Below are 23,925 nucleotides of genomic sequence, written 5' to 3'. Positions count from 1 at the left end.
GGGCAGAAGACGGGGCAGAAGACGGTTGCGGGGCCGGTTATCCTCTGGCACCGTACCCCTGGTAGCTTCCACGCCCGGCAGCACCAGATTTTGAGTTTTTAGGCCGGAACGGTTTTCGGCCATGACGCCGGGGTGGAATAGGTCGTCCCTTGCCATCGCGCGCGACAGGAGGGCGTATCATGTCGGCACTTGCCGTCGAGACAAGCAGCAACACCCATAATCCCCTCGACATCGTTGAGGAGATCGTCACGGCCAACGAATGGCCGTTCGAGCGCGCCAGCGAAGACGAGATGATCGTCGAGATCAACGGCCGGTGGTGCGACTACCGGCTGTTTTTCGTTTGGCAGAATGAAGTCAGCGCCATGCAGTTCTCCTGCCAGTTCGACATGAAGGTGCCGCCGGCCCGCAAGGTGGCGGTCAACGAACTGCTGGCCGAGGTGAACGGCAAGATGTGGCTGGGCCATTTCGACGTGTGCAGCGAAGAGCACACGCCGATGTTCCGCCAGACTCTGCTGTTGCGCGGGACCCGGGCCGCCAGCGTAGAGCAGATCGAGGATCTGGTGGAAATCGCGGTGGCGGAATGCGAGCGCTATTATCCCGCGTTCCAGTTCGTCATCTGGGGGGGCAAAAGTGCCGCGGACGCTGTTTCCGCCGCCATCCTGGACACGCTCGGCGAAGCTTGATACAGCCCCCACCCCGGGACCTCTGTTTGACTGAAATGAATAAGGTGCGGGGATGACGGCAGTGGATTTGTTGCTGGTGGGCTTCGGCAAGATGGGCGGCGCCATGCTGTCCGGCTGGCGCGCGGCGGGCACCGTCCGCCGCGTGGTCATTGTCGATCCGGGTGTGTCCGCCGCTGGCTCCGGCGCCGGTGACGCGCTGGTCGTGGCCGACGCTGGCGCCATCCCGGCGGATTTCGTCCCCGCCGCCGTGGTGCTGGCGGTGAAGCCCCAGGTGATGGACCAGGCGCTGCCGGCCTACGCGCCCTATGCCGGGCGCGCCGTGTTCCTGTCCATCGCCGCCGGCAAGACGGTGGCCACCTTCCAGAAGGTGTTGGGGGACGCCGCCGCCCTGGTGCGCGCCATGCCCAACACGCCGGCGGCCGTCGGGCGGGGCATTTCCGGCGCCTTCGCCACCCCCGCCGTGTCGGATGGTCAGCGCGACCTTTGCCACCGTCTGCTGAGCGCCGTGGGCGAGGTGGTGTGGGTGGATGACGAGGGGTTGATCGACGCTGTCACCGCGGTATCGGGCAGCGGCCCCGCCTATGTCTTCCATCTGGTGGAGGCGCTGGCCGCCGCCGCCGCCGCCGCCGGCCTGCCGGCGGACCTGGCGTTACGCTTGGCACGCGCCACCGTGACCGGGGCCGGTGAACTGCTCCACCGTGAACCCGGCACCACCGCCACCCAGCTGCGCATCAATGTCACCAGTCCCAAGGGCACCACCCAGGCGGCACTGGACGTGCTGATGGACGAGGCGGCTGGGCTGACACCGCTTATGACCCGCGCCGTGGATGCCGCCGCCCGGCGGTCCCGCGAATTGGCGGGCTGACACCATGGCCGGTCCCCTCAGCCCCAGCGCGCAGAAGATCCAGAACCTGCTGAACGACCTGGGCCAGCCCATCCATGTCGTGGAATTCGCCGCGGCCACCCGCACGGCGGGGGAGGCCGCGGCCGTGATCGGGTGCGACGCAGCACAGATTGCCAAGTCAATCGTTTTTCGCACACGCGAAACGAACAACCCCGTCCTGGTGGTCGCGTCCGGCGCCACCCGTATCAACGAGGCGCTGGTGGCCCGCGCCCTGGCGGACCGTCTGAATGGCGACCGGCTGGTGCGGGCGGATCCGGAATTCGTGCGATTGACCACCGGTTACCCTATCGGCGGTGTTCCACCATTGGGTCACGCGGTGACGCCCGTCACATTGTTCGACCGGCGTTTGCTGTCTTTTCCTACGGTTTGGGCGGCAGCGGGCACCCCTAACGCCGTGTTTCCCATTGCCCCGGACGTCCTGGCCCGCCTGGCGGGCGCGCGGGTCGTGGACGTCGCCTAGGCGGACCGGCGGCGCCCAATGCACCTCCGTGACCAGTTCGACCTGTGGCGGTACCCGGCGGGGCGCACTAGCCTAAAGAGTTCATTGTGCGGTGCACAAAAACGGTTGACCGGCCGGGCCTCCCCGAGCATTATCCCCTCGGAATTGCCGCACCGCAGCGGCGCAAGCCGTATAGGGAACTGACACTATGGCGACCAACCCGTTTCTCGATTTCGACATGACGAAGTTCTTCGATCCGTCCAAGTTCGCGGAATTCACCAAGATCGATTTCAGCAAGACGCTGGCTGACTACAAGGTGCCCGGCATCGATGTCGACGCCTTCGTCTCCGCCCAGCGGAAGAACATCGAGGCCGTGACGGCCGCCAACCAGCTGGCCGTGGAAGGCATCCAGGCCGTCCTGCGCCGCCAGGCCGAAATCCTGCGCCAGAGCCTGGAGGAGACCTCCTCCGTGGTTTCCGACTTCCTGTCCGTCGGTTCGCCGGAAGACAAGGTCGCGAAGCAGGCTGAGCTGGTCAAGACCGCCTTCGAAAAGGCGCTGGCCAACATCAAGGAACTGGCCGAGCTGGTCGCCAAGTCCAACAGCGAAGCCGCCGACGTGCTGTCCAACCGCGTGAAGGAAAGCATCGAGGAAGTGAAGGCGGCGATCGCCAAGGCCCAGCTGAAGCACTGAGCCTTTCGATAGCGCGAAAGTTCAAGGCGGCGTCCCTCACGGGGCGCCGCTTTTGTTTGTCGATGAGCCGCGCCACAGTCGACCGCCACGGTCGGCCATCGGGTCACCGGCGTTAAAGCCGCCGTGGCCGACTACAAACCGTCAACCGCGCCAATCATCGCGCAGGATGGCGTACAGCACATGATCGGCCCAACGGCCATCGATGCGCAGATAGCCGCGCGCATACCCCTCTCGCACAAAGCCCACCTTCTCCAGCAGGCCCTGGCTGGGCTGGTTGGTGGGCAGGCAGGCGGCCTCCACCCGGTGCAGGCCCAGCTGGCCGAAAGCGAAGCCCAACGCCACGATGGCCGCCTCGCTGGTATAGCCGCGCCGCGCGTGGGGCTTGCCCACCCAATAGCCCATGGTGCCCATCTGGGCCACGCCGCGGCGGATGTTGGACAGGCCGATGCCGCCCACCAGCCGGTCGGATGAGCGTTCAAAGATGAGGAAGCTGTAGGCCTCATCATTGCGCCATTCCGCCGCCTGACGGCGGACCCGGCGCAGGAAGGAGGGACGGAGCAGGGCATCGGCCGGCCAGGTGGGTTCCCACGGCGCCAGGAAATCCCGGCTGCGTTCCCGCAGATCGGCCCAGTCCCGCCAATCCTTCACCTGGGCCGGGCGCAGATAGACCTGCTGCCCATCCAGGCGGATGGCCGGTGTGCTGAGGATATCGGCGTTCAACAGCCGTATCACCGCCTTGAGCCCCTCCCTGCCCCGGTTCGTCGCCGTTTCTCAGTGACCCAGGCGGGTCCGGATGCGGTCATACGATTCCAACCCGTCCAGCGGCCCCAGGGCCGTCACCACCGGCGCGCTGTCCAGCAGACGCCGAGCGCACCGCTCCACCGCCGCCACATCCACAGCGTCCACCCGCGCCAGCATCTCCGCCACCGGGATCGGGCGGCCGTGGATCAGCATCTGCTGCCCCACCTGCTCACACCGCGCCATGCTGCTTTCCAGCGCCATGACCAGGCTGGACTTCAACTGCGCGCGCGCGCGGGCCACCTCCTCCTCCCGGATGGTGCCCACCACGCCGACAACTTCGCCGCAGACGACGGGCACCAATTCCGCCACCTGCTCCGGCCCGGTGCCGGCATAGATGCCGAACAGGCCGGTCTCGGCGAAATGGCTGGCGAAGCTGTAGATGCTGTAGACCAGACCGCGCTTCTCCCGCACTTCCTGGAACAGTCGGGACGACATGCCCCCGCCCAGCAGGGTGGATAGCACCTGGGTGGCGTAGTTGTCCTCATGATGGACGCCCACGGCCTCGAACCCCAACACCAGATGGGTCTGCTCCAGGTCACGTTCGTCGCGGAAATCGCCGCCGTGATAAGTGGCCGTCTCCTGCACCCAGGACTGCGGCTTGGGCAGGTCGCCGAACATCTCGCCCGCCATCTCCACCATACGGGCGTGTTCAATGCGGCCGGAGGCGGCGACCACCATGGCGGGGCCGGAATAGTGGCCTTGGACGTAAGCCGTCAGGTCGTCCCGGCTGAGCTTTTCCACGATCTCCGGCAGGCCCAGCACCGGGCGACCCAGCGCCTGACCTGGGAAGGCTGTCGCCTGGAAATGATCGAAGATGATGTCGTCGGGCGTATCCTCGGCCTGGCCAATCTCCTGCAGGACGACCGTGCGTTCCTTCACCAGCTCCTCGGCGTCCAGGCTGGCGTGCTGCACCATGTCCGACACGATGTCCAGCGCCAGGGCCGCGTCCTCCTTGAGCACCTTGCCGTAATAGGCCGTGTGCTCGCGCGTGGTGTAGGCGTTCAGATGCCCGCCCACATCCTCGATCTGGCTGCTGATCTGGTAGGCGTCGCGCTTGGGCGTGCCCTTGAACAGCATATGCTCCACCAGATGGGCGACGCCATTGACCTCCGGCGTCTCATCCCGGGTGCCGACACCGACCCATACGCCCAGTGACACCGTCTCCACGCCCACCATGCTGTCGGTGACGACGCGCAGGCCATTGTCCAGGGTGGTGACCTGGATACCCGTCCCGGCGCTCATGCCGCCACCACGCGGGACTTGGCGCGCACGAAGGCCTTGACCGCCTCCACATCGTTGGGCAGCACGGTCACGCGCTCCTCCCGCTCATAAAGGTCGGCCAAATGGCGGGGTAGCGGCGGGTGCACGCCGGTGGCGGCCTTGACCGCGTCGGGGAACTTGGCCGGGTGGGCGCACGCCAGGGAAATCAGCGGGACATCGGCCGGGACGGCGCCGGATGCCCGCGCCTGGGCGGCGGCATGCACGCCCACCGCCGTGTGCGGGTCGAGCAGATAGCCTGTCGTCGCGAACACCCGGCGCATGGTCTCGGCCGTCGCGGCCTCATCGGCGCGGAAGCCGTCGAACAAGCCGCGCGCCTGGGCCAGCTGCCGCTCATCCACCGTGAAGCGGCCGGACGCGGCGAAGCCGTCCATCACCGCCGTCACGGCGGCGCCGTCGCGGCCCAGCAGGTCGAACAGCAGGCGTTCGAAGTTGCTGGACACCTGGATGTCCATGCTGGGGCTGATGGTGGGCACGACGCCGTTGGTGGCCATGGTGCCGGACTGGAAGAAGCGGGTCAGGATGTCGTTGCTGTTGGTGCCCACCACCAGCCTCCGGATGGGCAGGCCCAGATTTCGCGCGCCGTAGGCGGCATAGACATTGCCGAAGTTGCCGGTGGGCACGGCGAAGGCGACCTCCCGGTCCGGCGCGCCCAGAGCCACGCCCGCCGCCACGTAATAGACCACCTGGGCCAGGATGCGGGCCCAGTTGATGGAATTGACGGCGGAGATGTTCAGCTCATCCCGATAGGCCTGGTCATTGAACAGGGCCTTCACGATGGCCTGGCAGTCATCGAACGTGCCTTCCAGCGCCACGTTGTGCACGTTGGGCGACAGCACGGTGGTCATCTGCCGGCGCTGCACCTCAGACGTGCGGCCTTTGGGGTGCAGGATGACGATGTCCACCAGCTCACGGTCGCGGCAGGCTTCGATGGCGGCGGAACCGGTATCGCCGGAGGTGGCGCCCACCACGGTGATGCGGCGTCCGCGCTTGGCCAGCACGTGGTCGAACAGGCGGCCCAGCAGCTGCAACGCCACATCCTTGAAGGCCAGCGTGGGGCCGTGGAACAGCTCCAGCACCCAATCCTCCTGCCCCAGCTGGGTCAGGGGGGTGATGGCGGCATGCGCGAAACTGCCATACGCGTCATGGACCAGGGCTCGCAACTCATCGTCGGCAATGGCACCGGCCATGAAGGGGGACATTACCCGTGTCGCAAGCTCACCATAGCTGAGGCCACGCAAGGCGCGCAAAGCGGCGGCGTCGAAGGACGGCCACGCCGCCGGCACATACAGGCCACCGTCCCGGGCCAGCCCCGCCAGAAGCGCGTCCTCAAAGCCTAAGACCGGCGCCCGGCCCCGCGTGCTGATGTAATCCACCCTAGGCATCCCTCGACTGTACCCGAACCCCTACAGTAGCCAGTGCCCGCAAGGTCCCGCAAGTGGCCCAACCCCCGGGGGGCATGGGTGATTCGCATGGGGGATGCGCGGCCCGGCGGATGGGCGCCGGTCAAGGGGCCTCCCCACTCCCAAACGACATCTAAAATGCATGGAAATGACACTTGGAAAGTCGCGCCGGTTGCGGTGCAATAGGAACGACGGTTGGGCGGGGCCCCGCCGTTCAATAGCAGCATCCCCCGTTGAGGCAGCCTGGACCGACACATCGGTTCCGGGGCGCGTGGGGATCATCAGATGGGGCGTTCCGCGGAAACATGGGGCTTCTGCACGCGATCATGCTGGCCGGCATCCTGGCGGTGGTGGCGGGCCTGATCACCCTTATTGTCGGTAGGCTGGGCGAGGCGGCGGTGGAACGCCAGCCGGAGGTGCGCCATGCCGCCAGCCGCCTGCCCCTGGGCGCCCAGATCGAAAACAGGCTGGAGTCGCGCGAATCCGATCTGCGCCAGGAACTGGCCGGTCTGCAGACCGCCCTGGGCGAGGCGCGCCGCCGTCGCTACGCGCTGGACAAGGAATTGGAGGACGCGCGCCGCAGCGCGCTGGCCCCGGTGCGGGTGGTCGGGCGCGAGGATGCCGGCCTGAACCGCTTCGTCGCCTGGATGGTCAACCGATTGGTCCAGCAGGCCCAAACCGACACCAGGAACCCCGTGGCCCTGGACCCGGAGTGGGCGAGCCCGCAGATGATCGAGGTGTGGTCGGAGAACCTGGCCGACGCCCGGCGCGACCTGCAACGCTATTTCCCCGCCCCGCTCGGCTATGTGCTGTTGAGCATCCAGCTGGCCAACAGCGGGGCGGCGAAGGCCGGCGACGAAACCAAGGGCGGATAGGGGGACGTGTCATGATGGCCTTGTTGCTGAGCCTGTTGGCCGTGGCGGTGACCGTGGGCATCATGGGCGAACGCGCCTGGAGCCGCGTCCGGCAGGCCAAGGTCCGCCGTCGTCAGGCCGTGACCCGCCGACGGGACCAGAACGAGCGCATCCGGCGCCTGGCCCGCGCCACCTACGCCATGAAGCAGCAGCGCCGCCACATCCTGCTGACGCTGGAAACACTTCAGGACGAAAGCGCGCGGCTGGAACAGGAGGCCAAGCGCTTGTCCCGGCCGGAAAACCGCATTTTCGTGCTGGAGGAACGGCGCAATCCGACCGACTCCGCCTGGATCGCCACGGTGGAGGTGGGCGGCACCGTCGCCGACAACGCCCTGCCCGCCGCCGTGCCGTGGCAGCGCCGGCGTTTCCTGCTGTGGGCGGCGGACGATACGGGCGCCCGCGGTCGGCTGGAACGGCGCTTCCCCCACGGCAGCGGCTTCCGCATCACCCATCTGGCCCTGCGGCCCGTCACCATGCCCGCCGCCAGCCGGGCCACCTTGGAAACCCGGGCGGCCAAGGCGGCACGGGTGGGGGCTCCTTGAGTTTTCCCACAAACGCCGGGCGGGCACATCCACACCCTCGCGCTTGTCCTCCTTTTTCAGGCCGCAGACACCCCCAGGCCCTCGTTCACGCTTCCTCCATCTCCACGCGGCTGAAGCGCAGATAGGCGATGACGGCCAGGGCGACGGCCAGGCAGTACCAGGTGAGGGCGTATTGCAGATGGTCGTTGGGGACGGTGACCCGGGTCTGGCCACCCACGGGGAAGCCGCCGGGGTTGGGGGTGCCACCGGCCTCCACCACCACCGGCGCCGGCACATCCGTTCCCGCCTTGGCCGCCATGGCCGGCAGGTCGTACCACAGCCAGAAATTATCATTCACCAGGTTGTCAGGCTGCATCCAGCCCCGGGCCGGGGGCACCCGGGCCACGCCTTCCACAGTCACCTCCCCCTCCAGCTGGCCTTCCGGCCGGCGGGCGGGGTCCTTGCCCTGGGTGGGGACCCAGCCGCGATCCACCAGCACCACACCCGCGCCATCGGCCCGTACGAAGGGGGTGACGACGTCATAGCCCGGCGCGCCCTTCAGCGAGCGGGCGCCCAGATACAGCTCACGATCATTCAGGAAGTGGCCGGTGATCCGCACCCGGCGATAGTCCCAGGCCTTAGGCTCGTCGATATGCGCCGGTAGATCGGTGGGGCTTGCGGCCATCTGTTGCTGGATGTGGTCCAGGATGCCCTGCTTCCAGAACAGCCGCTGCACCTGCCAAGTGCCCAGGCCCGCCATGAAAAGGATGGCGCCGCCGGCCACCAGGCCGCCCCAGAAGGTGGGACGGAACCGCCGGCGCCCCTTCGCGGGACGGCCCGGGGTACCGGTGCCCGACGGGGTCGCGGCGCCCGAAGCGGTGGAAGAGGAGGTCATGCGCCAGGGTTCCTATCGCTATCGGAATCGGTGTGGTCGGGATCGTCGAATTCGGCGCGGCGGTACCGGTACTGCAGGGCGAACACCACGCCCTTGGCCGGACGCAACAGCCCCAGCGTGCCCCCCAGTATGACCACGCCCCAGACCAGGCCGGTCAGCCACAGGGGCCAGTCCACGCGCATGGACACCATCAGCGCCACCGGCACGATGACGAAGCCCAGGATGAAGATGAGAAAGACGGCCGGGCCGTCACCGCTGTCGCCCCGGGCAAGCTCCAGGCCGCAGACGGCGCAGCGCTCGGCCACCGTGAGGTAGCCCACGAACAGATCGCCCCGACCGCAGCGGGGGCACTTGCAGCGCAAGCCCGCCAGGATCGGGGCGACAGGGGAGGCATCAGCGTCCAAGGCGATTTTCCGTTTTGAAACGGGGGGCCGTCAGCAACGGAATGGCCGGCCGGGCATCAGTGCGGGATCACGCCGCGCGGCGTGGAACCCCACCAGTAGATGCTGATGAACAGGAACAGCCAGACCACGTCGACGAAATGCCAGTACCAGGCCGCCGCCTCGAAGCCGAAGTGGCTCTTGGGCGTGAAGTGGCCGGCGCGGGTGCGGAAGAAGCACACGATCAGGAAGATGGTGCCGACGATGACGTGGAAGCCGTGGAAACCGGTCGCCATGAAGAAGGCCGAGGTGTAGGCGTTCTGGGCGAAACCGAACTCGGCATGGATGTATTCGTAGGCCTGGAAGCAGCTGAACAGCAGGCCCAGCAGGATGGTGAAGCCCAGGGCCTTGGCCGCTTCCTTGTTGCGGCCCTCCACCAGGGCATGGTGCGCCCAGGTGACGGTGGTGCCCGACAGCAGCAGGATGACGGTCATCAGGATGGGCATGTCGAAGGGGTTGACCGGCTCGATCCCCTTGGGCGGCCACATGCCGCCGTTGGCGGCCGTGCGGGCGACCTGCCCCGCCTCGTTGAAATAGATGCTGGTATCGAAGAAGGCCCAGAAGAAGGCCACGAAGAACATGACCTCGGACGCGATGAACAGCGACATGCCGTAGCGCAGGCCAATCTTCACCACCGGGGTGTGCAGCTTGCGCACCACCGATTCGCCGATGACATCGCGCCACCAGGCGAACATGACGCCCAGCACGCCCAGACCGCCGATGATGGCCAGGATCCAGCCATGGCCATGCATGCCCAGCACGGTGCCGCTGGTCAACAGGCCAGCCGCGATGGCGGCGACCAAGGGCCATGGGCTGGGGTCCACCAGATGGTAGGGCTGCTTTATGCCCTCAGAGTTTCCGGGAGCGGAGTGAGCCTGGACTTCAGCCATGTTTTTGTTTCCCTCGGATCAAAACAACGCGTGGTCGTCAGATGATGGCGGACATTGCCGCCCCGGTCCTTATGGTGCCCTCCCTGATCCCCGCCACGCCGGGCGGGGACTGGACACTCCCTTGGTAAACTTTCCTGCCGTCCCCGTCCAGAGGTTGTGCGGCCCAGAGATCGTGTGACGACGAAGCCATTGCCTGGGGACGCTTTAGCCCCCAGGACGGCCCTCGGGAGCGCGGGGAGCCTGCGGGCCGTCCTGCGCGGCCGCCGCCGTCTGGTCGGCCGCCAGGAAGAAGGTATAGGACAGGGTGATGGTGGCGACGTCCTTCATGTGCGGATCGTCCGCCAGCGACGGGTCGACGAAAAAGGTGACGGGCATGTCGAGTTCCTGCCCCGGTTCCAGCCGCTGGCGGGTGAAGCAGAAGCATTGGATCTTGTTGAAATAGATGCCGGCCTTGTCGGGTGTGACGTTGAAGGTGGCGGTGCCCACCAGCGCTTTGTCCGACAGGTTTTTGGCGTGGTACCGGATTTCCCGCACCTCACCCAGCTTGACCTGGACGGCGTTCTGCACGGGGCGGAATTGCCAGGGCAACTCACGATTGACCTCGGCATCGAAACGGACGGTGACGGCGCGGTCCACAATCCGGTCCGCCCCCTTGGTCGCCACCTGGGTGGTGCCGCCGAAGCCCGTGGCCTTGCAGAAAACCTGATAGAGCGGCACGGCGGCGAAGCTGAGGCCCACCATGCCGGCGACGACGGCCAGGGCCCCCACCAGCATGCGGCGGTTGCGCCGGGCGAGCGCCGCGCCCGCCTGCGGACCGTGCGGGGACTCGGGACCTGGGGTGTCAGCCAACCTGTCGCCTCCCTGGGCATTGTCGACGGCGGCTTCGCCCGCCTGGGGTTCTTCTTTAAAAAGGCGGCCTAGTGGCCCGGCGCGTTCAGCCCCATGCGCACGATGGCCACGACATAGATCAATGCGACGAAGCCCAGCAGCGAGAAGAATAGGGCCAAGTTCTTGCCGCGCTGGCGCCGGGCCCGCTCCGCCGCGTCGAGGACGGGATCCGGGGCCGGGGAAGGTGCGCTGGAGGGAACGGTGGTATTGGCCATGCGGACGGGGTTCCTATGCGGAGGAGCCCTCTTTCGAGGGGTCGGATCATGCCACCAGCTTCTCACCGATCAGGATGGCGAGCAGCAGGAAAAGGTAGAGGATGGAGTAAGCGAACATCTGCTTGGCGGCGCGGTGGGTCTTGTCCAGCATGACCCGCACGGCGCAAACAATGAACAGCAGGCTCAGGCCCGTGGCGCCCACCAGGTAGGCGATGCCGCCCACACCGAACCAGTGCGGGGCGATGGCGATGGGCAGCAGCAGCAAGGTATAGGCTAGCATCTGGCGCTTGGTGGCGGCCTCGCCCGCCACCACCGGCAGCATGGGCACGCCGGCGCGGCTGTAGTCGCCGCTGCGGAACAGGGCCAGGGCCCAGAAGTGCGGCGGCGTCCAGAAGAAGATCAGACAGAACAGCAGCAGCGGACCGATGGTGACGTCGCCCGTCACCGCCGCCCAGCCGATCATGGGGGGGAAGGCGCCAGCGGCACCGCCGATGACGATGTTCTGCGGCGTGCGGCGCTTCAGCCACATGGTGTAGACGAAGACGTAGAAGGCGTTGGCGAAGCCCAGGATGGCGGCCGCCACCCAGTTGACCGCCAGCCCCATCAGCAGGACGGAGGCCACGGACAGGACCACGCCGAAGGCCAGCGCCTCATCCGGGTTGACCCGCCCCTGCGGAATCGGCCGGCCACGGGTGCGTTCCATGATCGCGTCGATGTCGCGGTCGTACCACATGTTGATGGCGCCGGCGGCACCGGCCCCCACGGCGATGCACAGCAGCGCCACCACCGCCAGCACCGGGTGCAGGGCGCCGGGCGCCACCACCAGGCCGGCCAGGCCGCTGAACACCACCAGCGACATGACGCGGGGCTTCAGCAGGGCGATATAGTCGGCGACGCCCCCCGGCAGGCTGTCGGCTTGGACGGAAACGGGCTGGCCCTCGAAGGCGGTATCGGTCATCGGTCTTCGCATCTCATCTGACGCTGCATCCCACAGGGGGCCGGTCCATGCGGGGACCGGCAGCGCCTTTAATCAGGCAAAACCGCGCGGGAAGCCACCCCTCCCGCGCGGTCGTCGCCCATGCAGATGGTGCCACCCTCGGAACATCAACTCACTTGATGCGGGGCAGAACCTCGAACTGGTGGAACGGCGGCGGGCTGGACAGCGTCCATTCCAGCGTCGTCTCGCCCGTGTTCCAGTAGTCGGCGCCGACGCGCCGGCCGAACATCAGGGTATAAAGGGCCATCACCACGAAGAACAAGGTGGAGCCGAAGGAAATGTAGGCACCGATCGAGGAGATCTGGTTCCACATGTGGAAGGCGTCCGGATAGTCCGGAATGCGGCGCGGCATGCCCTGCAAGCCCAGGAAGTGCTGCGGGAAGAAGATCAGGTTCACGCCGACGAAGGTGGTCCAGAAGTGCAGGTGGGCCGCCCATTCCGGATGCTCGCGACCCGACATCTTGCCGATCCAGTAGTAGTAGCCGGCGAAGATGGCGAACACCGCCCCCAGGCTCAGCACGTAATGGAAGTGGGCGATGACGTAGTAGGTGTCGTGCAGCATCACGTCGAGGCCGCCGTTGGCCAGCACCACGCCGGTGACGCCGCCCACGGTGAACAGGAAGATGAAACCGATGGCCCAGACCATGGGCGGCTTGAACTCGATGGAGCCGCCCCACATGGTGGCGATCCAGGAGAAAATCTTAACGCCCGTGGGCACGGCGATGATCATGGTCGCCGCGGTGAAATAGGCGCGGGTGTCGACGTCCAGGCCGACGGTGAACATGTGGTGGGCCCAGACGATGAAGCCGACCACGCCGATGGCCACCATGGCGTAGGCCATGCCCAGGTAGCCGAACACCGGCTTGTGCGAGAAGGTGGAGATGATCTGGCTGATGATGCCGAAGGCCGGCAGGATCATGATGTACACTTCGGGGTGACCGAAGAACCAGAACAGGTGCTGGAACAGCAGCGGATCGCCACCGCCGGCGGGGTCGAAGAAGTGGGTGCCGAAGTTGCGGTCGGCCAGCAGCATGGTGATGGCGCCGCCCAGCACGGGCACGGCCAGCAGCAGCAGGAAGGCCGTCACCAGCATCGACCACACGAACAGCGGCATCTTGTGCAGGGTCATGCCCGGCGCCCGCATGTTGAAGATGGTGGTGATGAAGTTCGCGGCACCCAGGATGGAGGAAGCACCCGCCAGGTGCAGGGCGAAGATGCCCATGTCGACCGACGGCCCGCTATGCCCCACGGTGGAGGACAAGGGCGGGTAGATGGTCCAGCCGGTGCCAGCACCCGGCCCGATCAGCGAGGATGAGACCAGCAGCAGGAAGGCCGGGACCAGCAGCCAGAAGCTGATGTTGTTCAGGCGGGGGAAGGCCATGTCCGGCGCGCCGATCATCAGCGGCACGAACCAGTTGCCGAAGCCGCCGATGACGGCGGGCATGACCACGAAGAACACCATGATCAGGCCATGGGCGGTGATCAGCACGTTCCACTGCTGGCCGATGTCGGCCGACAGGTGGTTCAGGATCTGGATGCCCGGCTCCTGCAGCTCCATGCGCATGATCACCGAGATGGCGCCGCCGATCAGGCCGGCGATCACGGAGAAGATGAGGTAGAGCGTGCCGATATCCTTGTGGTTGGTCGAGAACAACCACCGCTTCACGAACCCGGGCTTATGGTCGTGATGCGCGTCGTGAGCCGTATCGTGGGCTGCGTGCGCCATAATTCCAGTTCCCCTCGTTAAATCTCAGGCGGGGTTAAATTTCAGGCTTGGGGGGACTCAGCGCGCAGCGCCGGCATCCGCCGCCAGGACCGGCTTGGTGACCTTGGAGGCTTCCAGCGCCGCGAGGAACTCACGGCCCGCGTCGATGCCGGCGGTCTTGGTCTTCTCGGCCCAGGCCTTGTAGTCCTCCTTGCTGACGGCATGGACGACGATGGGCATGAAGCCGTGGTTGGTGCCGCAGATCAGGGTGCACTGGCCGTAGAAGGTGCCTTCCGTGCTGGCCTGCAGCCACGTCTCGTTGATGCGGCCGGGTACGGCGTGCAGCTGCACGCCCAGCGACGGCACGAACCAGGAATGGATGACGTCGGCGCCCGTCAGCAGCAGGCGGACCGGCGTGCCCACCGGCACCACCATCTCATTGTCCACCGTCAGCAGCCGGGGCTGGCCGGGCTTCAGGTCACCATCGGAGACGATGTTGCTGTCGAAGGCGATGTCGTTGTTGTCCGGATATTCGTAGGACCAGTACCACTGGTGCCCGGTGATCTTCACCGTCAGCTCAGGGTTGGGCGTGCGGTCGCCATAGTAGAGGACGCGGAAGGACGGCACGGCCACGATCACCAGGATCAGCACCGGCAGCACCGTCCAGGCAACCTCCAGCAGCGTGTGGTGGCTGGTCTTGGACGGGACTGGGTTGGCGCGCTTGTTGAAGCGCACCATCACGACCAGCAGCAGCAGCGACACGAAGGCCACGATGCCGATGATGATGTACAGCAGGAGGGTGTGGAAGTCCTCCAGTTGCACCGCGACCGGCGAATAGGCGTGCTGCATTCCCAGCTTGCCCGCTTCGGGCTGGCTTACCACCGGATCGGCCAGCGCCACGGAAGCGCGCCCCGCCAGGGCCGTAAAAAGGGCCGCTAAGGCGGCGGCGTTCTTGCGTACGGACATCCCTTACCACTCTCGTCGTTGCCGGGGACGCGTGACGCGTCCCACCCGAAGATTGTCCTAGTGACCCCGCCGTTTGGCCGCCCCCTGTTCAGGCGTCCGTCTTGGGCGCGGGATGCCGCCCCATCCTCCCGTTTATTATGGGGCCCCGCTTATCCGTCACCCTGGCCCCCTCCCCTACCTCCCGTTGCGGCGGGACGAAGCGGCGATGGCTTGGGCTATCGAGGCACCTGCCCGGGAGTTCAGACCCAGCATCACAGGCGACCCCAATGGTTAAGGATCGCCTGTATCATGGCAGACCATAACGTTCCCGATCCTTGACGTAAAGCGGACAACGCGTCCCAGGACATACCGACGGGCGTAATGCCGCGCGGGCGGAACCCGCAACGGTGGCGTCGCGCGCACGCGTCGCTACAGCCTTGGCGTGTTTGGCACAATTGGCGCGGACCGCGCGCGGCACGGCCTTTCCGCCCTATCATGAACAGGTTATGAGCGAGATGCGATCACAGGTGATCGCATCTCGCTCTGGCGGCGGCGGCACCGACGCGCCATGTTATGGAATTGTACGCCCATCCGCGGAGCCGCGGACCGGGGCCCGTCTTTTTGGAGTTTCGCGTCCATGAGCTTGCTCGCCCAGACCGACGATTTGTTTTTCACCCGGGCCGGGTTGGACCGCGCGCGCACCGAATCGATCGTCGCCGACGCGCTTCGGGGCGGCGACGATGGCGAACTGTTCCTGGAATACGCCCAGTCGGAGGGCGTGTTCTGGGATGACGGCAAGCTGAAGAACGCCTCGTTCGACACCACCCAGGGCTTCGGCCTGCGCTCCGTCGCCGGCGAGACCACGGGCTACGCCCACGCCTCCACCCTGTCGGAGGAGGCGCTGAAGCGCGCCGCGGCCACCGTGCGCACGGTGCAGGCCGGCCACGGCGGCACCTATGCCGAGCCACCGGTGGGCACCAACCGCGCCCTCTACGCCTCCGACAACCCGCTGGCGCTGGTGCCGTTCGAGGCCAAGGTGAAGCTGCTGGCCGAGATCGACGCCTACGCCCGGGGCCGCGACCCCCGGGTGCGCCAAGTCAGCGCCAGCCTGACGGGCGAGTGGCAGGCGGTGCAGATCATCCGTGCCGACGGCCACCGCGTGGCCGATATCCGCCCCCTGGTGCGCCTGAACGTCTCCGTCGTCGTCGGCGAAGGCGACCGCATGGAGGCCGGCAGCCATGGCGCCGGCGGCCGCGTCGCCTATGAGCGCTACATGCGGCCGGAAACCTGGCGCCACCATGTGGACGAGGCCCTGCGCCAGGCCCTGGTCAATTTGGCCGCCGTCCCGGCGCCCGCCGGTGAGATGCCGGTGGTGCTGGGGCCTGGCTGGTGCGGCGTGCTGCTGCACGAGGCCATCGGCCATGGGCTGGAGGGGGATTTCAACCGCAAGGCCACCTCCGCCTTCTCCTCCCTCATCGGGCAGCGGGTGGCCGCCCCCGGCGTCACCGTGGTGGATGACGGCACGCTGGAAGGCCGCCGCGGCTCCATCTCCGTGGATGACGAGGGCACGCCCAGCCAGTGCAACACCCTGATCGAGGACGGCATCCTGGTGGGCTACATGCAGGACCGCATGAACGCCCGCCTGATGGGGGTGAAGCCCACCGGCAACGGCCGCCGCCAGGGCTTCAGCAGCGTGCCCATGCCGCGCATGACCAACACCATGATGCGGTCCGGCAACCAGACGCCGGAGGAGATCCTGTCCTCGGTGAAGCGCGGCCTCTACGCCGCGAACTTCGGCGGCGGCCAGGTGGACATCGTCTCGGGCAAGTTCGTCTTCTCCGCCTCCGAGGCCTACCTGATCGAGAACGGCAAGGTCGGCCCGTCGGTGAAGGGCGCCACCCTGATCGGCAACGGCCCGGACGCCCTGACCAAGGTCACCATGATCGGCAACGACAGCTGCCTGGATGAGGGCGTCGGCGTCTGCGGCAAGCAGGGACAGAGTGTGCCGGTGGGCGTGGGCCAGCCGACCCTGCGCATCGACGGCCTGACCGTCGGCGGCACCGCCGCCTGACGGGACGGAGCGCTCCGCCCATGGGCAAGAGCCCCGACGACATGATGGCCGCCATCCTGCGCAACCTGCCGGCCAAGACCGGCCGGCAGGTGGACGCCTGGGTGGCGCTGATCAGGGCGGAGGGGCCGGCCGAGCCCAAGGCCTGCGCCCGCTGGCTGAAGGCGGCGCACGGCCTGGGCGGCGCCACGGCCCAGGTGCTGGCGGCAAAGGCGCTGGGCGGCATCCACGCGCTGACACCGGCGGAGCGGCTGGACAAGCTGTATGCCGGGCGCGAAGGCCTGCGCCCCATCGGTGACCGCCTGACGGAACTGGCCCACGGCTTGGGGCCCGAGGTCACCAGCGCCGTCCTGTCGACCATGATCTCCTTCAGCGCCGGCCTCAAGTTCGCCGAGGCCAAGCCGGTGGGGAAAGGGCGAATCGACTTGGGCTTGGCGCTGGGCCACGGCCCCCTGCCCCTGACCCTGGTCAAGACGGCCGATGCCAGCGACCGCATCACCTACCGCATCCCACTGGCGTCGGTGGAAGACGTCACCGACGAGGTGACCGCCTGGCTGGCCCGCGCCCACGCCCACGCCGCGCGGGGCTGAGCTTTTTTCTGATCTGTGAGCGACAGGCCCGCCGCACAGCCCCGTGTGTGGTGGATCCACTGGCATGCAAGGGGCACCGTCACATGGGCACGCGGGCGATTCGATCGATTCTCTACGCAACGTCGCTGGGGGTGCTGCTGGCGGGTGGCGCCTTCGCCCAGACAACGCCATCGGCGGACGGCCAGGCCAGCGCCCCAGAAACACCGGCGGCCGCGACCGATACGGCGGCACCGGGCCCGGCCACGGAAACAACGGCGCCCGACGCCAATAGCCCAGCCCCGGCCAAGCCAGCGAAGAAAAAGTGCCCCACTACCGGCAGCAGGCTGGGCAGCACCTGCCAAGCGGGCCACCAGGCGGACCCGCGGGAGGTGCTGGAGAATCGCACCAACCCATCCGGCATGCCGCCGCGTTAGGCGTTTCCGCACATTTTTAGGCACTTATGTGCAGTGCAATGCAGGGCGCGCGGAGCTGGACGGAAACCGGTATCAATTGCGCAACCCTGTGGTTCAGAACCCGGTTGCGGCACCAACGATAGTGCGCATTAATCCTACGGTTGCTTTTATGCAAACGCATGGGGTTTGAATGAAAAACTATCTGTTATTGGCGGCAACCACTTGTGCCGTCCTGGCTGCCGCGGGCTGCCAAACCACGCCCGACGCCAGCCAGACAGCCAACGCCGCCGCCAAGCCCGCCGGCCAGGCCGCGCCACGCAACTGCGTGAACACCGGCAGCCGTCTTAGCGGCACCTGCTATGCCGGCGGACAGGCCGATCCGAAGGATCTGCTGAATCGTCCGCTGGGAACCAAGGTTCCCGGGTCATAAACCCACCCGCGCCCGCCGCCACCACGGGGAACTCAGGATCAGGGACGCCGCCAGGCTCCGGGGGGAAGCCGGGCGGCGTCGATGCCTTCACCGCCTTCCGTCACCCGTGGGACCGGAAAGGCTGCGGCGTCCAGGCCATGAAGCTTAATAGGCGTACTCGGCATAGACGCGGTCGATATCGCCATCCCACTCGCCGTTGAACTTGTTCAGCAGTTCGGTGGCCGGGGAGATGCCGCTGTCCACGATCTCCTGCAGCGTGTCCAGGAAGTGACTTTCGTTATCGCCCATGCCCGCCATGCGGGCGCGATTATCGAGGCCGGCGCGGGAGATGGCGACCGTCCGGCGTGCCAGATCCAGCACCGTGCCGCCGCGGAAGGGCGTGTCCAGGCCCAGGCGCGGCACGTTGTTGCGCAAGCTGGCCCGCTCCTCCTCCGACCAGTCCTTGATCAGGTCCCAGGCGGCATCCAGCGCCGTGGTGTCGTAGAGCAGGCCCACCCACAGGGCCGGCAGGGCGCACAGCCGGGCCCACGGGCCGCCGTCGGCGCCCCGCATCTCCAGGAAGCGCTTCAGCCGCACCTCGGGGAACAGGGTGGTCAGGTGGTCCACCCAGTCGGTGATCAGCGGCCGCTCGCCCGGCAGGGCCGGCAGCTTGCCGGCCAGGAAGTCCTTGAAGCTCTGGCCCGAGGCATCGACATAGACGCCGTCGCGATAGGCGAAATACATCGGCACGTTCAGGGCATGATCGGCGTAACGCTCGAAACCGAAGCCATCCTCGAACACGAAGGGCAGGTCGCCGCAGCGGTCGGGATCCGTGTCGGTCCACACATGGCTGCGCAGGCTCTGGAAGCCGTTGGGCTTGCCCTCCTTGAAGGGGCTGTTGGCGAACAGCGCCGTGGCGATGGGCTGCAGCGCCAGGCTAACCCGGAACTTCTTCACCATGTCGGCTTCGGAACTGAAGTCCAGGTTGACCTGCACGGTGGATGTGCGGGTCATCATGTCCAGGCCCATGGTGCCTTTCTTGGGCATGTAGTCGCGCATGATGCGATAGCGGCCCTTGGGCATCCACGGGATGTCCTCGCGCTTCCACTTGGGGTTGAAGCCCAGACCGATCATGCCGATCCCCAGCTCGGCGCCGATGGCGCGCACCTGGGCCAGGTGTTCCGACACCTCGCCACAGGTCTGGTGGATGGTGTTGAGCGGCGCGCCCGACAGTTCGAATTGGCCGCCCGGCTCCAGCGTGATGCTGGCCTGGCCCTTGGTGAGGGCGATGACGTTCTCGCCCTCCGTCACCGGGGTCCAGTCGTAACGGCTGGCCATCTCGTTCAGGATGCGGCCGATGCCCTGCTCGCCCTCATAGGGCAGCGGGCTATTGTCGCCCAGGCGAAAGGCGAACTTCTCGTGTTCCGTGCCGATGCGCCAGGCATCCGCCGGCTTGCTGCCCTGTTCCAGGTACTCCACCAGGTCGCGGCGGTCGGTGATGGGGGCACCCGGGTTCTTCGGCGGCGCAGACATCAGGGGCGGTCCTTCTTCACAAGGCTTGGGGCACGTAAGCGCGGGTGGGGCTGGCGGAAACGGAACGGAACGGCACTCAGCGGAACGGCGGGCGCGCGTCCTCTCCCGGGGCGGCGGTCCAGTCGCCCGTCAGCGCCTGCCACACGGCAAGCACGGCGAAAGCGGCCGTGTCCGCCCGCAAGATGCGGGGACCCAGTCCCACCGGGACAACAAAGGGTGTTTTGGCAAGCCGGTCAAGCTCGTCCGGATGGAAGCCCCCCTCCGGTCCCACAAGGAACGCGGCTTTGCCGCCGGATGCAGTAGCCGCCGTCACAGCGGCCGCCAGGGGCCGGGCCGCCCCCGTTTCCGCCGCCACGAACAGGGGGCGGTCTTGCGTCAACGGATCGGCGGGCCAGCGGGCCAGCACGGCCGCCAGGTCGGCCAGAGGCTCCACCACCGGCACGGACAGCCGCTCGCACTGCTCGGCCGCCTCCACCGCGTTGGCGCGCAGCCGGTCCAGGTTGACGCGGGGCACGTCCCCCCGGCGGGTCAGCACGGGGCACAGGCGGGCGGCACCCAGCTCCGTCGCCTTCTCCACCACATATTCGGTGCGGCCACCCTTCAGCGGCGCGAACAGCAGCCAGATGTCCGGCCCGGCCGCCGCCGGCGCCCGCACCTGTTCCAGCAGGGTCACGGTGCCGGCTGATTTGGCAAGAGTGGCGATGTCCGCCAGCCACTCGCCCCCGGCCTCGTTGAAGGCCAGCAACCGGTCACCCGGCGTCTGGCGCAGCACGCCCCGCAGATAGTGCGCCTGGTCGCCGGACAAGGCGGCGGACTGGCCGGCCGCGAACGGCGCGTCGATGTGCAGGCGGGTGCGGGGGCGGTCGGCCATTGGGTCGTCTGTCGCGGGTGGCGGGGAAACGGGACGGAACAGGAGAGGTCTAGATGCGGAACATTAATCCTTTTGTCCATTCTACCATTTAACACTTCAGCATTTTTAAAGGGTCAGCCCAGCCCGCTGACGCGTGACCGGCCCGCCGCTTCCGGCTAAGGTCCCCGGCAAGAGCAATCGCCCGACCGCCCCCGAAAGGCCCCCCATGCCCAGCGACACCCTAAATGGCACCTCCCGGGGCAACGGCACCTCCCAGGGCAACGGGACCTCAAGGGGCGGCGGCCATACCGACATTCGCCCCGGCGATTGGATCGACCGCCACCTGCCGCCCGCCGCCCGGCCTTATGCCCGCCTGGCGCGATTGGATCGGCCCATCGGCACCTGGCTGCTGCTGCTGCCGGGCTGGTGGTCCATCGCGCTGGCGGCCCAGCCGGGTCATCTGCCCGATCTCTGGCTGATGACGCTGTTCGGCATCGGCGCCGTGGTCATGCGCGGCGCCGGCTGCACCCTGAACGACATCATCGACCGCAAGTTCGACGCCCTGGTGGAACGCACCCGCGTACGCCCCATCCCCAGCGGCGCCGTCAGCGTGCCCCAGGCCATCGCCTTCCTGATCGCCCAGTGCCTGGTGGGGCTGGCCGTGCTGGTGTGGATGAATGGCGCCACCATCGCCCTGGGCGCCGCCTCGCTGGCCCTGGTCGGCGCCTACCCGCTGATGAAGCGCATCACCTGGTGGCCCCAGGCCTTCCTGGGCTTGACCTTCAACTGGGGGGCCTTGCTGGGTTGGGTCGCGGTCAAGGGCTCCCTGGGCTGGACCCCGGTGCTGCTCTACGCCGGCGGCATTCTGTGGACCCTGGGCTATGACACCATCTACGCCCACCAGGATCGAGAGGACGATGTGAAGGTTGGCGTGAAATCCACCGCCCTGCGGCTGGGGGCCGCGTCCAAGCGCTGGATCCTGGGCTTCTACGCCGGCACCACGCTGCTGTGGGCGGCCGCCCTGCCCCCCACCGGCATCCATCCCCTGGCCTATCTGGGCGTGGCGGTCACCGGCCTGATGCTGCTGCGCCAGGCCTGGCAGTGGCGGCCGGAGGACCCGGCGGACAGCCTGGCCGCGTTCCGCGCCGCCCGCGTCGCCGGCTGGGTGCTGCTGGCGACCTTCATCCTGGGCATGGCGGTGGCCCGGTGACCGCCGGGCCGCAGGACCGCGCCGCCTTCATCCGCGCCAACACCGCCCCCGAAGCCCCGGCCCTGGTGCCGGAAGTGACCCTGCTGACCGCCACCGAGATCACGCCCCTGTGGCAGGCGACGGAGGATACGCTGGCGGCCAAGGACCTGCCGCCGCCGTTCTGGGCCTTCCCCTGGGCGGGGGGCCAGGCGGTCGCGCGGCATGTGCTGGACCATCCGGAGCTGGTGCGGGGCCGCCGCGTGCTGGACTTCGCCGCCGGCGGCGGCCTGATCGCCATCGCCGCCGCCAAGGCCGGGGCGGCGGCCGTGACGGCGGTGGAGATCGACGCCTATGCCATCGCCGCCACCGCGCTGAACGCCGATCTCAACAGCGTGGCGGTGACGGCCGTGGAGATCGACGTGGTGGGCCAGCCCCTGCCGGACATCGACGTGGTGCTGGTGGGCGATGTCTGTTACGAGCGGCCCATGGCCTTGCGGGTCATGGCCTGGCTGCGCGGCCTGGCCGGCACGGGCGTCCTGGTGCTGATGGGCGACCCCGGACGCACCTACCTGCCCAAGGACGGGCTGACGGCGCTGGCGACATACCGCGTGCCCACCACGCTGGAACTGGAGGACCGCACCCACCGCGACAGCGTCGTCTGGCGGGTGGAACCTTGACCGGAAGGCGCCACATACGCTCCTTTAACGCCTGATCCTCGTAACGCCCGATCCTTGCGCCTGTTTGGACATCCCCCATGCCCTACGCCTCCCTGCGTGACTTCATCGACCGCCTGGAACAGACCGGCCGCCTGGTGCGGGTCAAGACGCCCGTCTCCACCGTGCTGGAGATGACGGAGATCCAGACCCGGCTGCTGGCCGAGGGCGGCCCCGCCGTGATCTTCGAGAACGTGACCAAGGCGGACGGCACGCCCTCGGAGATGCCGGTGCTGGTCAACCTGTTCGGCACGGTGGAGCGGGTGGCCTGGGGCATGGACCGGGAGCCGCACCAGTTGCGCGAGGTGGGCGAGACGCTGGCCTTCCTGAAGCAGCCGGAGCCGCCGCGGGGCCTGCGCGACGCCTGGGAGATGCTGCCCCTGATCAAGACGGTCATGGCCATGCGGCCGCGCACCGTCGGCACCGCGCCCTGCCAGGAGGTGGTGCTGACCGGCGACCAGATCGACCTGGGCCGCCTGCCCATCCAGAGCTGCTGGCCGGGGGAGCCCGCGCCACTGATCACCTGGCCGCTGGTGGTGACGCAAGGCCCCACCGCCAATGACAAGGGCGGCCAGGCGGAGGACCGTTTCAACCTGGGCATCTACCGCATGCAGGTGCTGGGCCGCGACCGCACCATCATGCGCTGGCTGAAGCACCGGGGCGGGGCGCAGCACCACCACCGCTGGAAGGCGGCCGGCAAGCGGGAGCCCCTGCCCGCCGCCGTGGTGCTGGGCGCCGACCCGGGCACCATCCTGGCTGCGGTAACCCCCGTGCCGGACACGTTGTCGGAATACCAGTTCGCCGGGCTGCTGCGCGGCAAGAAGGTGGATCTGGTCGACTGCAAGACCGTGCCGCTGAAGGTGCCGGCCCAGGCCGAGATCGTCCTGGAAGGCCATGTCTCGCTGGACGAATACGCCGACGAGGGCCCCTATGGCGACCACACCGGCTATTACAATTCGGTCGAGAAATTCCCCGTCTTCCAGGTCACGGCCATCACCATGCGCCGCGACCCCATCTACCTGTCGACCTTCACCGGCCGGCCGCCGGACGAACCCTCGGTCCTGGGCGAGGCCTTGAACGAGGTCTTCATCCCCCTGCTGCGGCAGCAGTTCCCGGAGATCATCGATTTCTGGCTGCCGCCCGAAGGCTGTTCCTACCGCATCGCCGTCGTCTCGATGCGCAAGGCCTATCCCGGCCACGCCAAGCGGGTGATGATGGGCGTGTGGTCCTTCCTGCGGCAGTTCATGTACACCAAGTGGGTGATCGTCGTGGACGACGACATCAACGCGCGCGACTGGAAGGACGTGATGTGGGCCCTGTCCACCCGCATGGACCCGGCGCGCGACATCACCGTCATCGAAGGCACGCCCATCGACTATCTGGACTTCGCCAGTCCCGACTCGGGCTTGGGCGGCAAGGTGGGCCTGGACGCCACCAACAAACTGCCGCCCGAGACCCACCGCGAATGGGGCGAGAAGATCGCCATGGATGAGGGCGTGGTGGACGAGGTCAGCCGCAAATGGGCCAGCTACGGCCTGCCGGGCAGTGGCAAGCCCATTTGGCGGGGGTGAA

At 67.6% G+C, this 23,925-nt stretch carries 26 protein-coding genes; 13 read left to right on the top strand and 13 right to left on the bottom strand.

Annotation, left to right across the window (positions count from 1 at the left end; translation table 11 throughout):
* The first annotated feature begins 179 nt into the window (after nucleotides 1-179).
* From FHS74_RS01190 to FHS74_RS01175, 4 genes are all read left to right on the top strand, one after another.
* Nucleotides 180-683 (top strand): type III secretion system chaperone family protein, encoded by a 504-nt coding sequence (locus tag FHS74_RS01190; protein WP_184796678.1) that lies wholly within the window; start codon nucleotides 180-182, stop codon nucleotides 681-683.
* Between the two features lie 52 nt (nucleotides 684-735).
* The gene (proC, locus tag FHS74_RS01185; protein WP_184796676.1) at nucleotides 736-1,548 is read left to right on the top strand and encodes a pyrroline-5-carboxylate reductase; all 813 of its coding nucleotides are present in this window, start codon (nucleotides 736-738) and stop codon (nucleotides 1,546-1,548) included.
* 4 nt (nucleotides 1,549-1,552) lie between these two features.
* A complete protein-coding gene (locus FHS74_RS01180; protein WP_184796674.1) occupies nucleotides 1,553-2,047 on the top strand; it encodes a YbaK/EbsC family protein in 495 nt (164 codons plus the stop codon).
* A 187-nt stretch (nucleotides 2,048-2,234) separates the two neighbouring features.
* Nucleotides 2,235-2,717, top strand: coding sequence for a phasin family protein (locus FHS74_RS01175; RefSeq protein WP_184796672.1), 483 nt, complete (start codon nucleotides 2,235-2,237; stop codon nucleotides 2,715-2,717).
* A gap of 141 nt (nucleotides 2,718-2,858) precedes the next feature.
* Here the strand turns inward: FHS74_RS01175 and FHS74_RS01170 are convergent, their stop codons facing one another.
* Genes FHS74_RS01170 through thrC form a run of 3 tightly spaced genes read right to left on the bottom strand, consistent with a single transcriptional unit; the run spans nucleotide 2,859 to nucleotide 6,172 of the window.
* Nucleotides 2,859-3,449 (bottom strand): GNAT family N-acetyltransferase, encoded by a 591-nt coding sequence (locus FHS74_RS01170; protein WP_184796670.1) that lies wholly within the window; start codon nucleotides 3,447-3,449, stop codon nucleotides 2,859-2,861.
* 39 nt (nucleotides 3,450-3,488) lie between these two features.
* Entirely contained in the window at nucleotides 3,489-4,760 is a 1,272-nt protein-coding gene (locus FHS74_RS01165; protein WP_184796668.1) for a M16 family metallopeptidase, read from the bottom strand.
* Nucleotides 4,757-6,172 (bottom strand): threonine synthase, encoded by a 1,416-nt coding sequence (gene thrC, locus FHS74_RS01160; protein ID WP_184796666.1) that lies wholly within the window; start codon nucleotides 6,170-6,172, stop codon nucleotides 4,757-4,759. Before thrC ends, FHS74_RS01165 begins: the two co-directional genes overlap by 4 nt.
* Nucleotides 6,173-6,504: 332 nt before the next feature.
* Here thrC and FHS74_RS01155 point away from each other — a divergent pair, with 332 nt between their 5' ends.
* Both FHS74_RS01155 and FHS74_RS01150 read left to right on the top strand, forming a co-directional pair.
* Nucleotides 6,505-7,074 (top strand): hypothetical protein, encoded by a 570-nt coding sequence (locus FHS74_RS01155; protein WP_184796664.1) that lies wholly within the window; start codon nucleotides 6,505-6,507, stop codon nucleotides 7,072-7,074.
* Nucleotides 7,075-7,085: 11 nt separating this feature from the next.
* A complete protein-coding gene (locus tag FHS74_RS01150) occupies nucleotides 7,086-7,655 on the top strand; it encodes a hypothetical protein (RefSeq protein WP_184796662.1) in 570 nt (189 codons plus the stop codon).
* A gap of 85 nt (nucleotides 7,656-7,740) precedes the next feature.
* On the opposite strand, the gene FHS74_RS01145 is transcribed toward FHS74_RS01150, so the two are convergent.
* From FHS74_RS01145 to coxB, 8 genes are all read right to left on the bottom strand, one after another.
* Nucleotides 7,741-8,529 (bottom strand): SURF1 family protein, encoded by a 789-nt coding sequence (locus FHS74_RS01145; protein WP_184796660.1) that lies wholly within the window; start codon nucleotides 8,527-8,529, stop codon nucleotides 7,741-7,743.
* The gene (locus FHS74_RS01140) at nucleotides 8,526-8,933 is read right to left on the bottom strand and encodes a DUF983 domain-containing protein (protein ID WP_246462843.1); all 408 of its coding nucleotides are present in this window, start codon (nucleotides 8,931-8,933) and stop codon (nucleotides 8,526-8,528) included. Before FHS74_RS01140 ends, FHS74_RS01145 begins: the two co-directional genes overlap by 4 nt.
* Nucleotides 8,934-8,989: 56 nt before the next feature.
* A complete protein-coding gene (locus FHS74_RS01135) occupies nucleotides 8,990-9,859 on the bottom strand; it encodes a cytochrome c oxidase subunit 3 (protein ID WP_184796658.1) in 870 nt (289 codons plus the stop codon).
* Between the two features lie 204 nt (nucleotides 9,860-10,063).
* Nucleotides 10,064-10,708, bottom strand: a complete 645-nt coding sequence (locus FHS74_RS01130; RefSeq protein ID WP_281384593.1) for a cytochrome c oxidase assembly protein — start codon at nucleotides 10,706-10,708, stop codon at nucleotides 10,064-10,066.
* A 68-nt stretch (nucleotides 10,709-10,776) separates the two neighbouring features.
* Complete coding sequence (locus FHS74_RS01125; RefSeq protein WP_184796656.1) at nucleotides 10,777-10,962, bottom strand: hypothetical protein; 186 nt, start codon at nucleotides 10,960-10,962, stop codon at nucleotides 10,777-10,779.
* Nucleotides 10,963-11,008: 46 nt separating this feature from the next.
* Complete coding sequence (gene cyoE, locus FHS74_RS01120; RefSeq protein ID WP_184796654.1) at nucleotides 11,009-11,920, bottom strand: heme o synthase; 912 nt, start codon at nucleotides 11,918-11,920, stop codon at nucleotides 11,009-11,011.
* A gap of 151 nt (nucleotides 11,921-12,071) precedes the next feature.
* Nucleotides 12,072-13,685, bottom strand: coding sequence for a cytochrome c oxidase subunit I (gene ctaD / locus FHS74_RS01115; protein WP_184796652.1), 1,614 nt, complete (start codon nucleotides 13,683-13,685; stop codon nucleotides 12,072-12,074).
* 57 nt (nucleotides 13,686-13,742) lie between these two features.
* Nucleotides 13,743-14,630: a cytochrome c oxidase subunit II gene (gene coxB / locus FHS74_RS01110; RefSeq protein ID WP_184796650.1), complete on the bottom strand. Its 888-nt coding sequence runs from the start codon at nucleotides 14,628-14,630 to the stop codon at nucleotides 13,743-13,745.
* Between the two features lie 616 nt (nucleotides 14,631-15,246).
* Here coxB and tldD point away from each other — a divergent pair.
* The 4 genes from tldD (at nucleotide 15,247) to FHS74_RS01090 (ending at nucleotide 18,089) form a co-directional block, all read left to right on the top strand.
* The gene (gene tldD, locus FHS74_RS01105) at nucleotides 15,247-16,680 is read left to right on the top strand and encodes a metalloprotease TldD (protein WP_184796648.1); all 1,434 of its coding nucleotides are present in this window, start codon (nucleotides 15,247-15,249) and stop codon (nucleotides 16,678-16,680) included.
* Nucleotides 16,681-16,700: 20 nt separating this feature from the next.
* A complete protein-coding gene (locus tag FHS74_RS01100) occupies nucleotides 16,701-17,267 on the top strand; it encodes a DUF5655 domain-containing protein (RefSeq protein WP_184796646.1) in 567 nt (188 codons plus the stop codon).
* An 83-nt stretch (nucleotides 17,268-17,350) separates the two neighbouring features.
* On the top strand, nucleotides 17,351-17,680 hold the full coding sequence (locus tag FHS74_RS01095; RefSeq protein WP_184796644.1) for a hypothetical protein: 330 nt from the start codon (nucleotides 17,351-17,353) through the stop codon (nucleotides 17,678-17,680).
* Nucleotides 17,681-17,849: 169 nt separating this feature from the next.
* Nucleotides 17,850-18,089 (top strand): hypothetical protein, encoded by a 240-nt coding sequence (locus FHS74_RS01090; protein ID WP_184796643.1) that lies wholly within the window; start codon nucleotides 17,850-17,852, stop codon nucleotides 18,087-18,089.
* Nucleotides 18,090-18,233: 144 nt separating this feature from the next.
* On the opposite strand, the gene FHS74_RS01085 is transcribed toward FHS74_RS01090, so the two are convergent.
* Nucleotides 18,234-19,601, bottom strand: a complete 1,368-nt coding sequence (locus FHS74_RS01085; protein WP_184796641.1) for a glutamate--cysteine ligase — start codon at nucleotides 19,599-19,601, stop codon at nucleotides 18,234-18,236.
* Nucleotides 19,602-19,677: 76 nt separating this feature from the next.
* On the bottom strand, nucleotides 19,678-20,472 hold the full coding sequence (locus tag FHS74_RS01080; RefSeq protein ID WP_184796639.1) for a 16S rRNA (uracil(1498)-N(3))-methyltransferase: 795 nt from the start codon (nucleotides 20,470-20,472) through the stop codon (nucleotides 19,678-19,680).
* Nucleotides 20,473-20,677: 205 nt separating this feature from the next.
* On the opposite strand from FHS74_RS01080, the gene ubiA reads away from it, so the two are divergent.
* The 3 genes from ubiA to FHS74_RS01065 all read left to right on the top strand — a co-directional run bounded on the left by ubiA (nucleotide 20,678) and on the right by FHS74_RS01065 (nucleotide 23,924).
* Nucleotides 20,678-21,661: a 4-hydroxybenzoate octaprenyltransferase gene (gene ubiA / locus FHS74_RS01075; protein ID WP_184796637.1), complete on the top strand. Its 984-nt coding sequence runs from the start codon at nucleotides 20,678-20,680 to the stop codon at nucleotides 21,659-21,661.
* Complete coding sequence (locus tag FHS74_RS01070) at nucleotides 21,658-22,317, top strand: 50S ribosomal protein L11 methyltransferase (RefSeq protein ID WP_184796635.1); 660 nt, start codon at nucleotides 21,658-21,660, stop codon at nucleotides 22,315-22,317. The genes ubiA and FHS74_RS01070 overlap by 4 nt, the downstream gene beginning before the upstream one ends.
* 77 nt (nucleotides 22,318-22,394) lie before the next feature.
* Nucleotides 22,395-23,924: a UbiD family decarboxylase gene (locus FHS74_RS01065; RefSeq protein WP_184796633.1), complete on the top strand. Its 1,530-nt coding sequence runs from the start codon at nucleotides 22,395-22,397 to the stop codon at nucleotides 23,922-23,924.
* Nucleotide 23,925: the final 1 nt, after the last annotated feature.

Source organism: Nitrospirillum iridis (assembly GCF_014205765.1).
GTDB classification, from domain to species: Bacteria; Pseudomonadota; Alphaproteobacteria; order Azospirillales; family Azospirillaceae; genus Nitrospirillum; species Nitrospirillum iridis.
This window is presented reverse-complemented; position numbering and strand designations above follow the sequence as displayed.

Bases quoted from the DNA above. Each gene is read 5' to 3' on its own strand.
- ctaD (WP_184796652.1), bottom strand. From the start codon at position 13,685: ATGGCGCACGCAGCCCACGATACGGCTCACGACGCGCATCACGACCAT.
- FHS74_RS01155 (WP_184796664.1), top strand. From the start codon at position 6,505: ATGGGGCTTCTGCACGCGATCATGCTGGCCGGCATCCTGGCGGTGGTG.
- FHS74_RS01085 (WP_184796641.1), bottom strand. From the start codon at position 19,601: ATGTCTGCGCCGCCGAAGAACCCGGGTGCCCCCATCACCGACCGCCGC.
- FHS74_RS01065 (WP_184796633.1), top strand. From the start codon at position 22,395: ATGCCCTACGCCTCCCTGCGTGACTTCATCGACCGCCTGGAACAGACC.
- tldD (WP_184796648.1), top strand. From the start codon at position 15,247: ATGAGCTTGCTCGCCCAGACCGACGATTTGTTTTTCACCCGGGCCGGG.
- coxB (WP_184796650.1), bottom strand. From the start codon at position 14,630: ATGTCCGTACGCAAGAACGCCGCCGCCTTAGCGGCCCTTTTTACGGCC.
- FHS74_RS01100 (WP_184796646.1), top strand. From the start codon at position 16,701: ATGGGCAAGAGCCCCGACGACATGATGGCCGCCATCCTGCGCAACCTG.
- FHS74_RS01125 (WP_184796656.1), bottom strand. From the start codon at position 10,962: ATGGCCAATACCACCGTTCCCTCCAGCGCACCTTCCCCGGCCCCGGAT.
- proC (WP_184796676.1), top strand. From the start codon at position 736: ATGACGGCAGTGGATTTGTTGCTGGTGGGCTTCGGCAAGATGGGCGGC.
- FHS74_RS01145 (WP_184796660.1), bottom strand. From the start codon at position 8,529: ATGACCTCCTCTTCCACCGCTTCGGGCGCCGCGACCCCGTCGGGCACC.
- FHS74_RS01165 (WP_184796668.1), bottom strand. From the start codon at position 4,760: ATGAGCGCCGGGACGGGTATCCAGGTCACCACCCTGGACAATGGCCTG.
- FHS74_RS01190 (WP_184796678.1), top strand. From the start codon at position 180: ATGTCGGCACTTGCCGTCGAGACAAGCAGCAACACCCATAATCCCCTC.
- FHS74_RS01150 (WP_184796662.1), top strand. From the start codon at position 7,086: ATGATGGCCTTGTTGCTGAGCCTGTTGGCCGTGGCGGTGACCGTGGGC.
- FHS74_RS01175 (WP_184796672.1), top strand. From the start codon at position 2,235: ATGGCGACCAACCCGTTTCTCGATTTCGACATGACGAAGTTCTTCGAT.
- FHS74_RS01180 (WP_184796674.1), top strand. From the start codon at position 1,553: ATGGCCGGTCCCCTCAGCCCCAGCGCGCAGAAGATCCAGAACCTGCTG.
- cyoE (WP_184796654.1), bottom strand. From the start codon at position 11,920: ATGACCGATACCGCCTTCGAGGGCCAGCCCGTTTCCGTCCAAGCCGAC.
- FHS74_RS01080 (WP_184796639.1), bottom strand. From the start codon at position 20,472: ATGGCCGACCGCCCCCGCACCCGCCTGCACATCGACGCGCCGTTCGCG.
- ubiA (WP_184796637.1), top strand. From the start codon at position 20,678: ATGCCCAGCGACACCCTAAATGGCACCTCCCGGGGCAACGGCACCTCC.
- FHS74_RS01095 (WP_184796644.1), top strand. From the start codon at position 17,351: ATGGGCACGCGGGCGATTCGATCGATTCTCTACGCAACGTCGCTGGGG.
- FHS74_RS01135 (WP_184796658.1), bottom strand. From the start codon at position 9,859: ATGGCTGAAGTCCAGGCTCACTCCGCTCCCGGAAACTCTGAGGGCATA.
- FHS74_RS01090 (WP_184796643.1), top strand. From the start codon at position 17,850: ATGAAAAACTATCTGTTATTGGCGGCAACCACTTGTGCCGTCCTGGCT.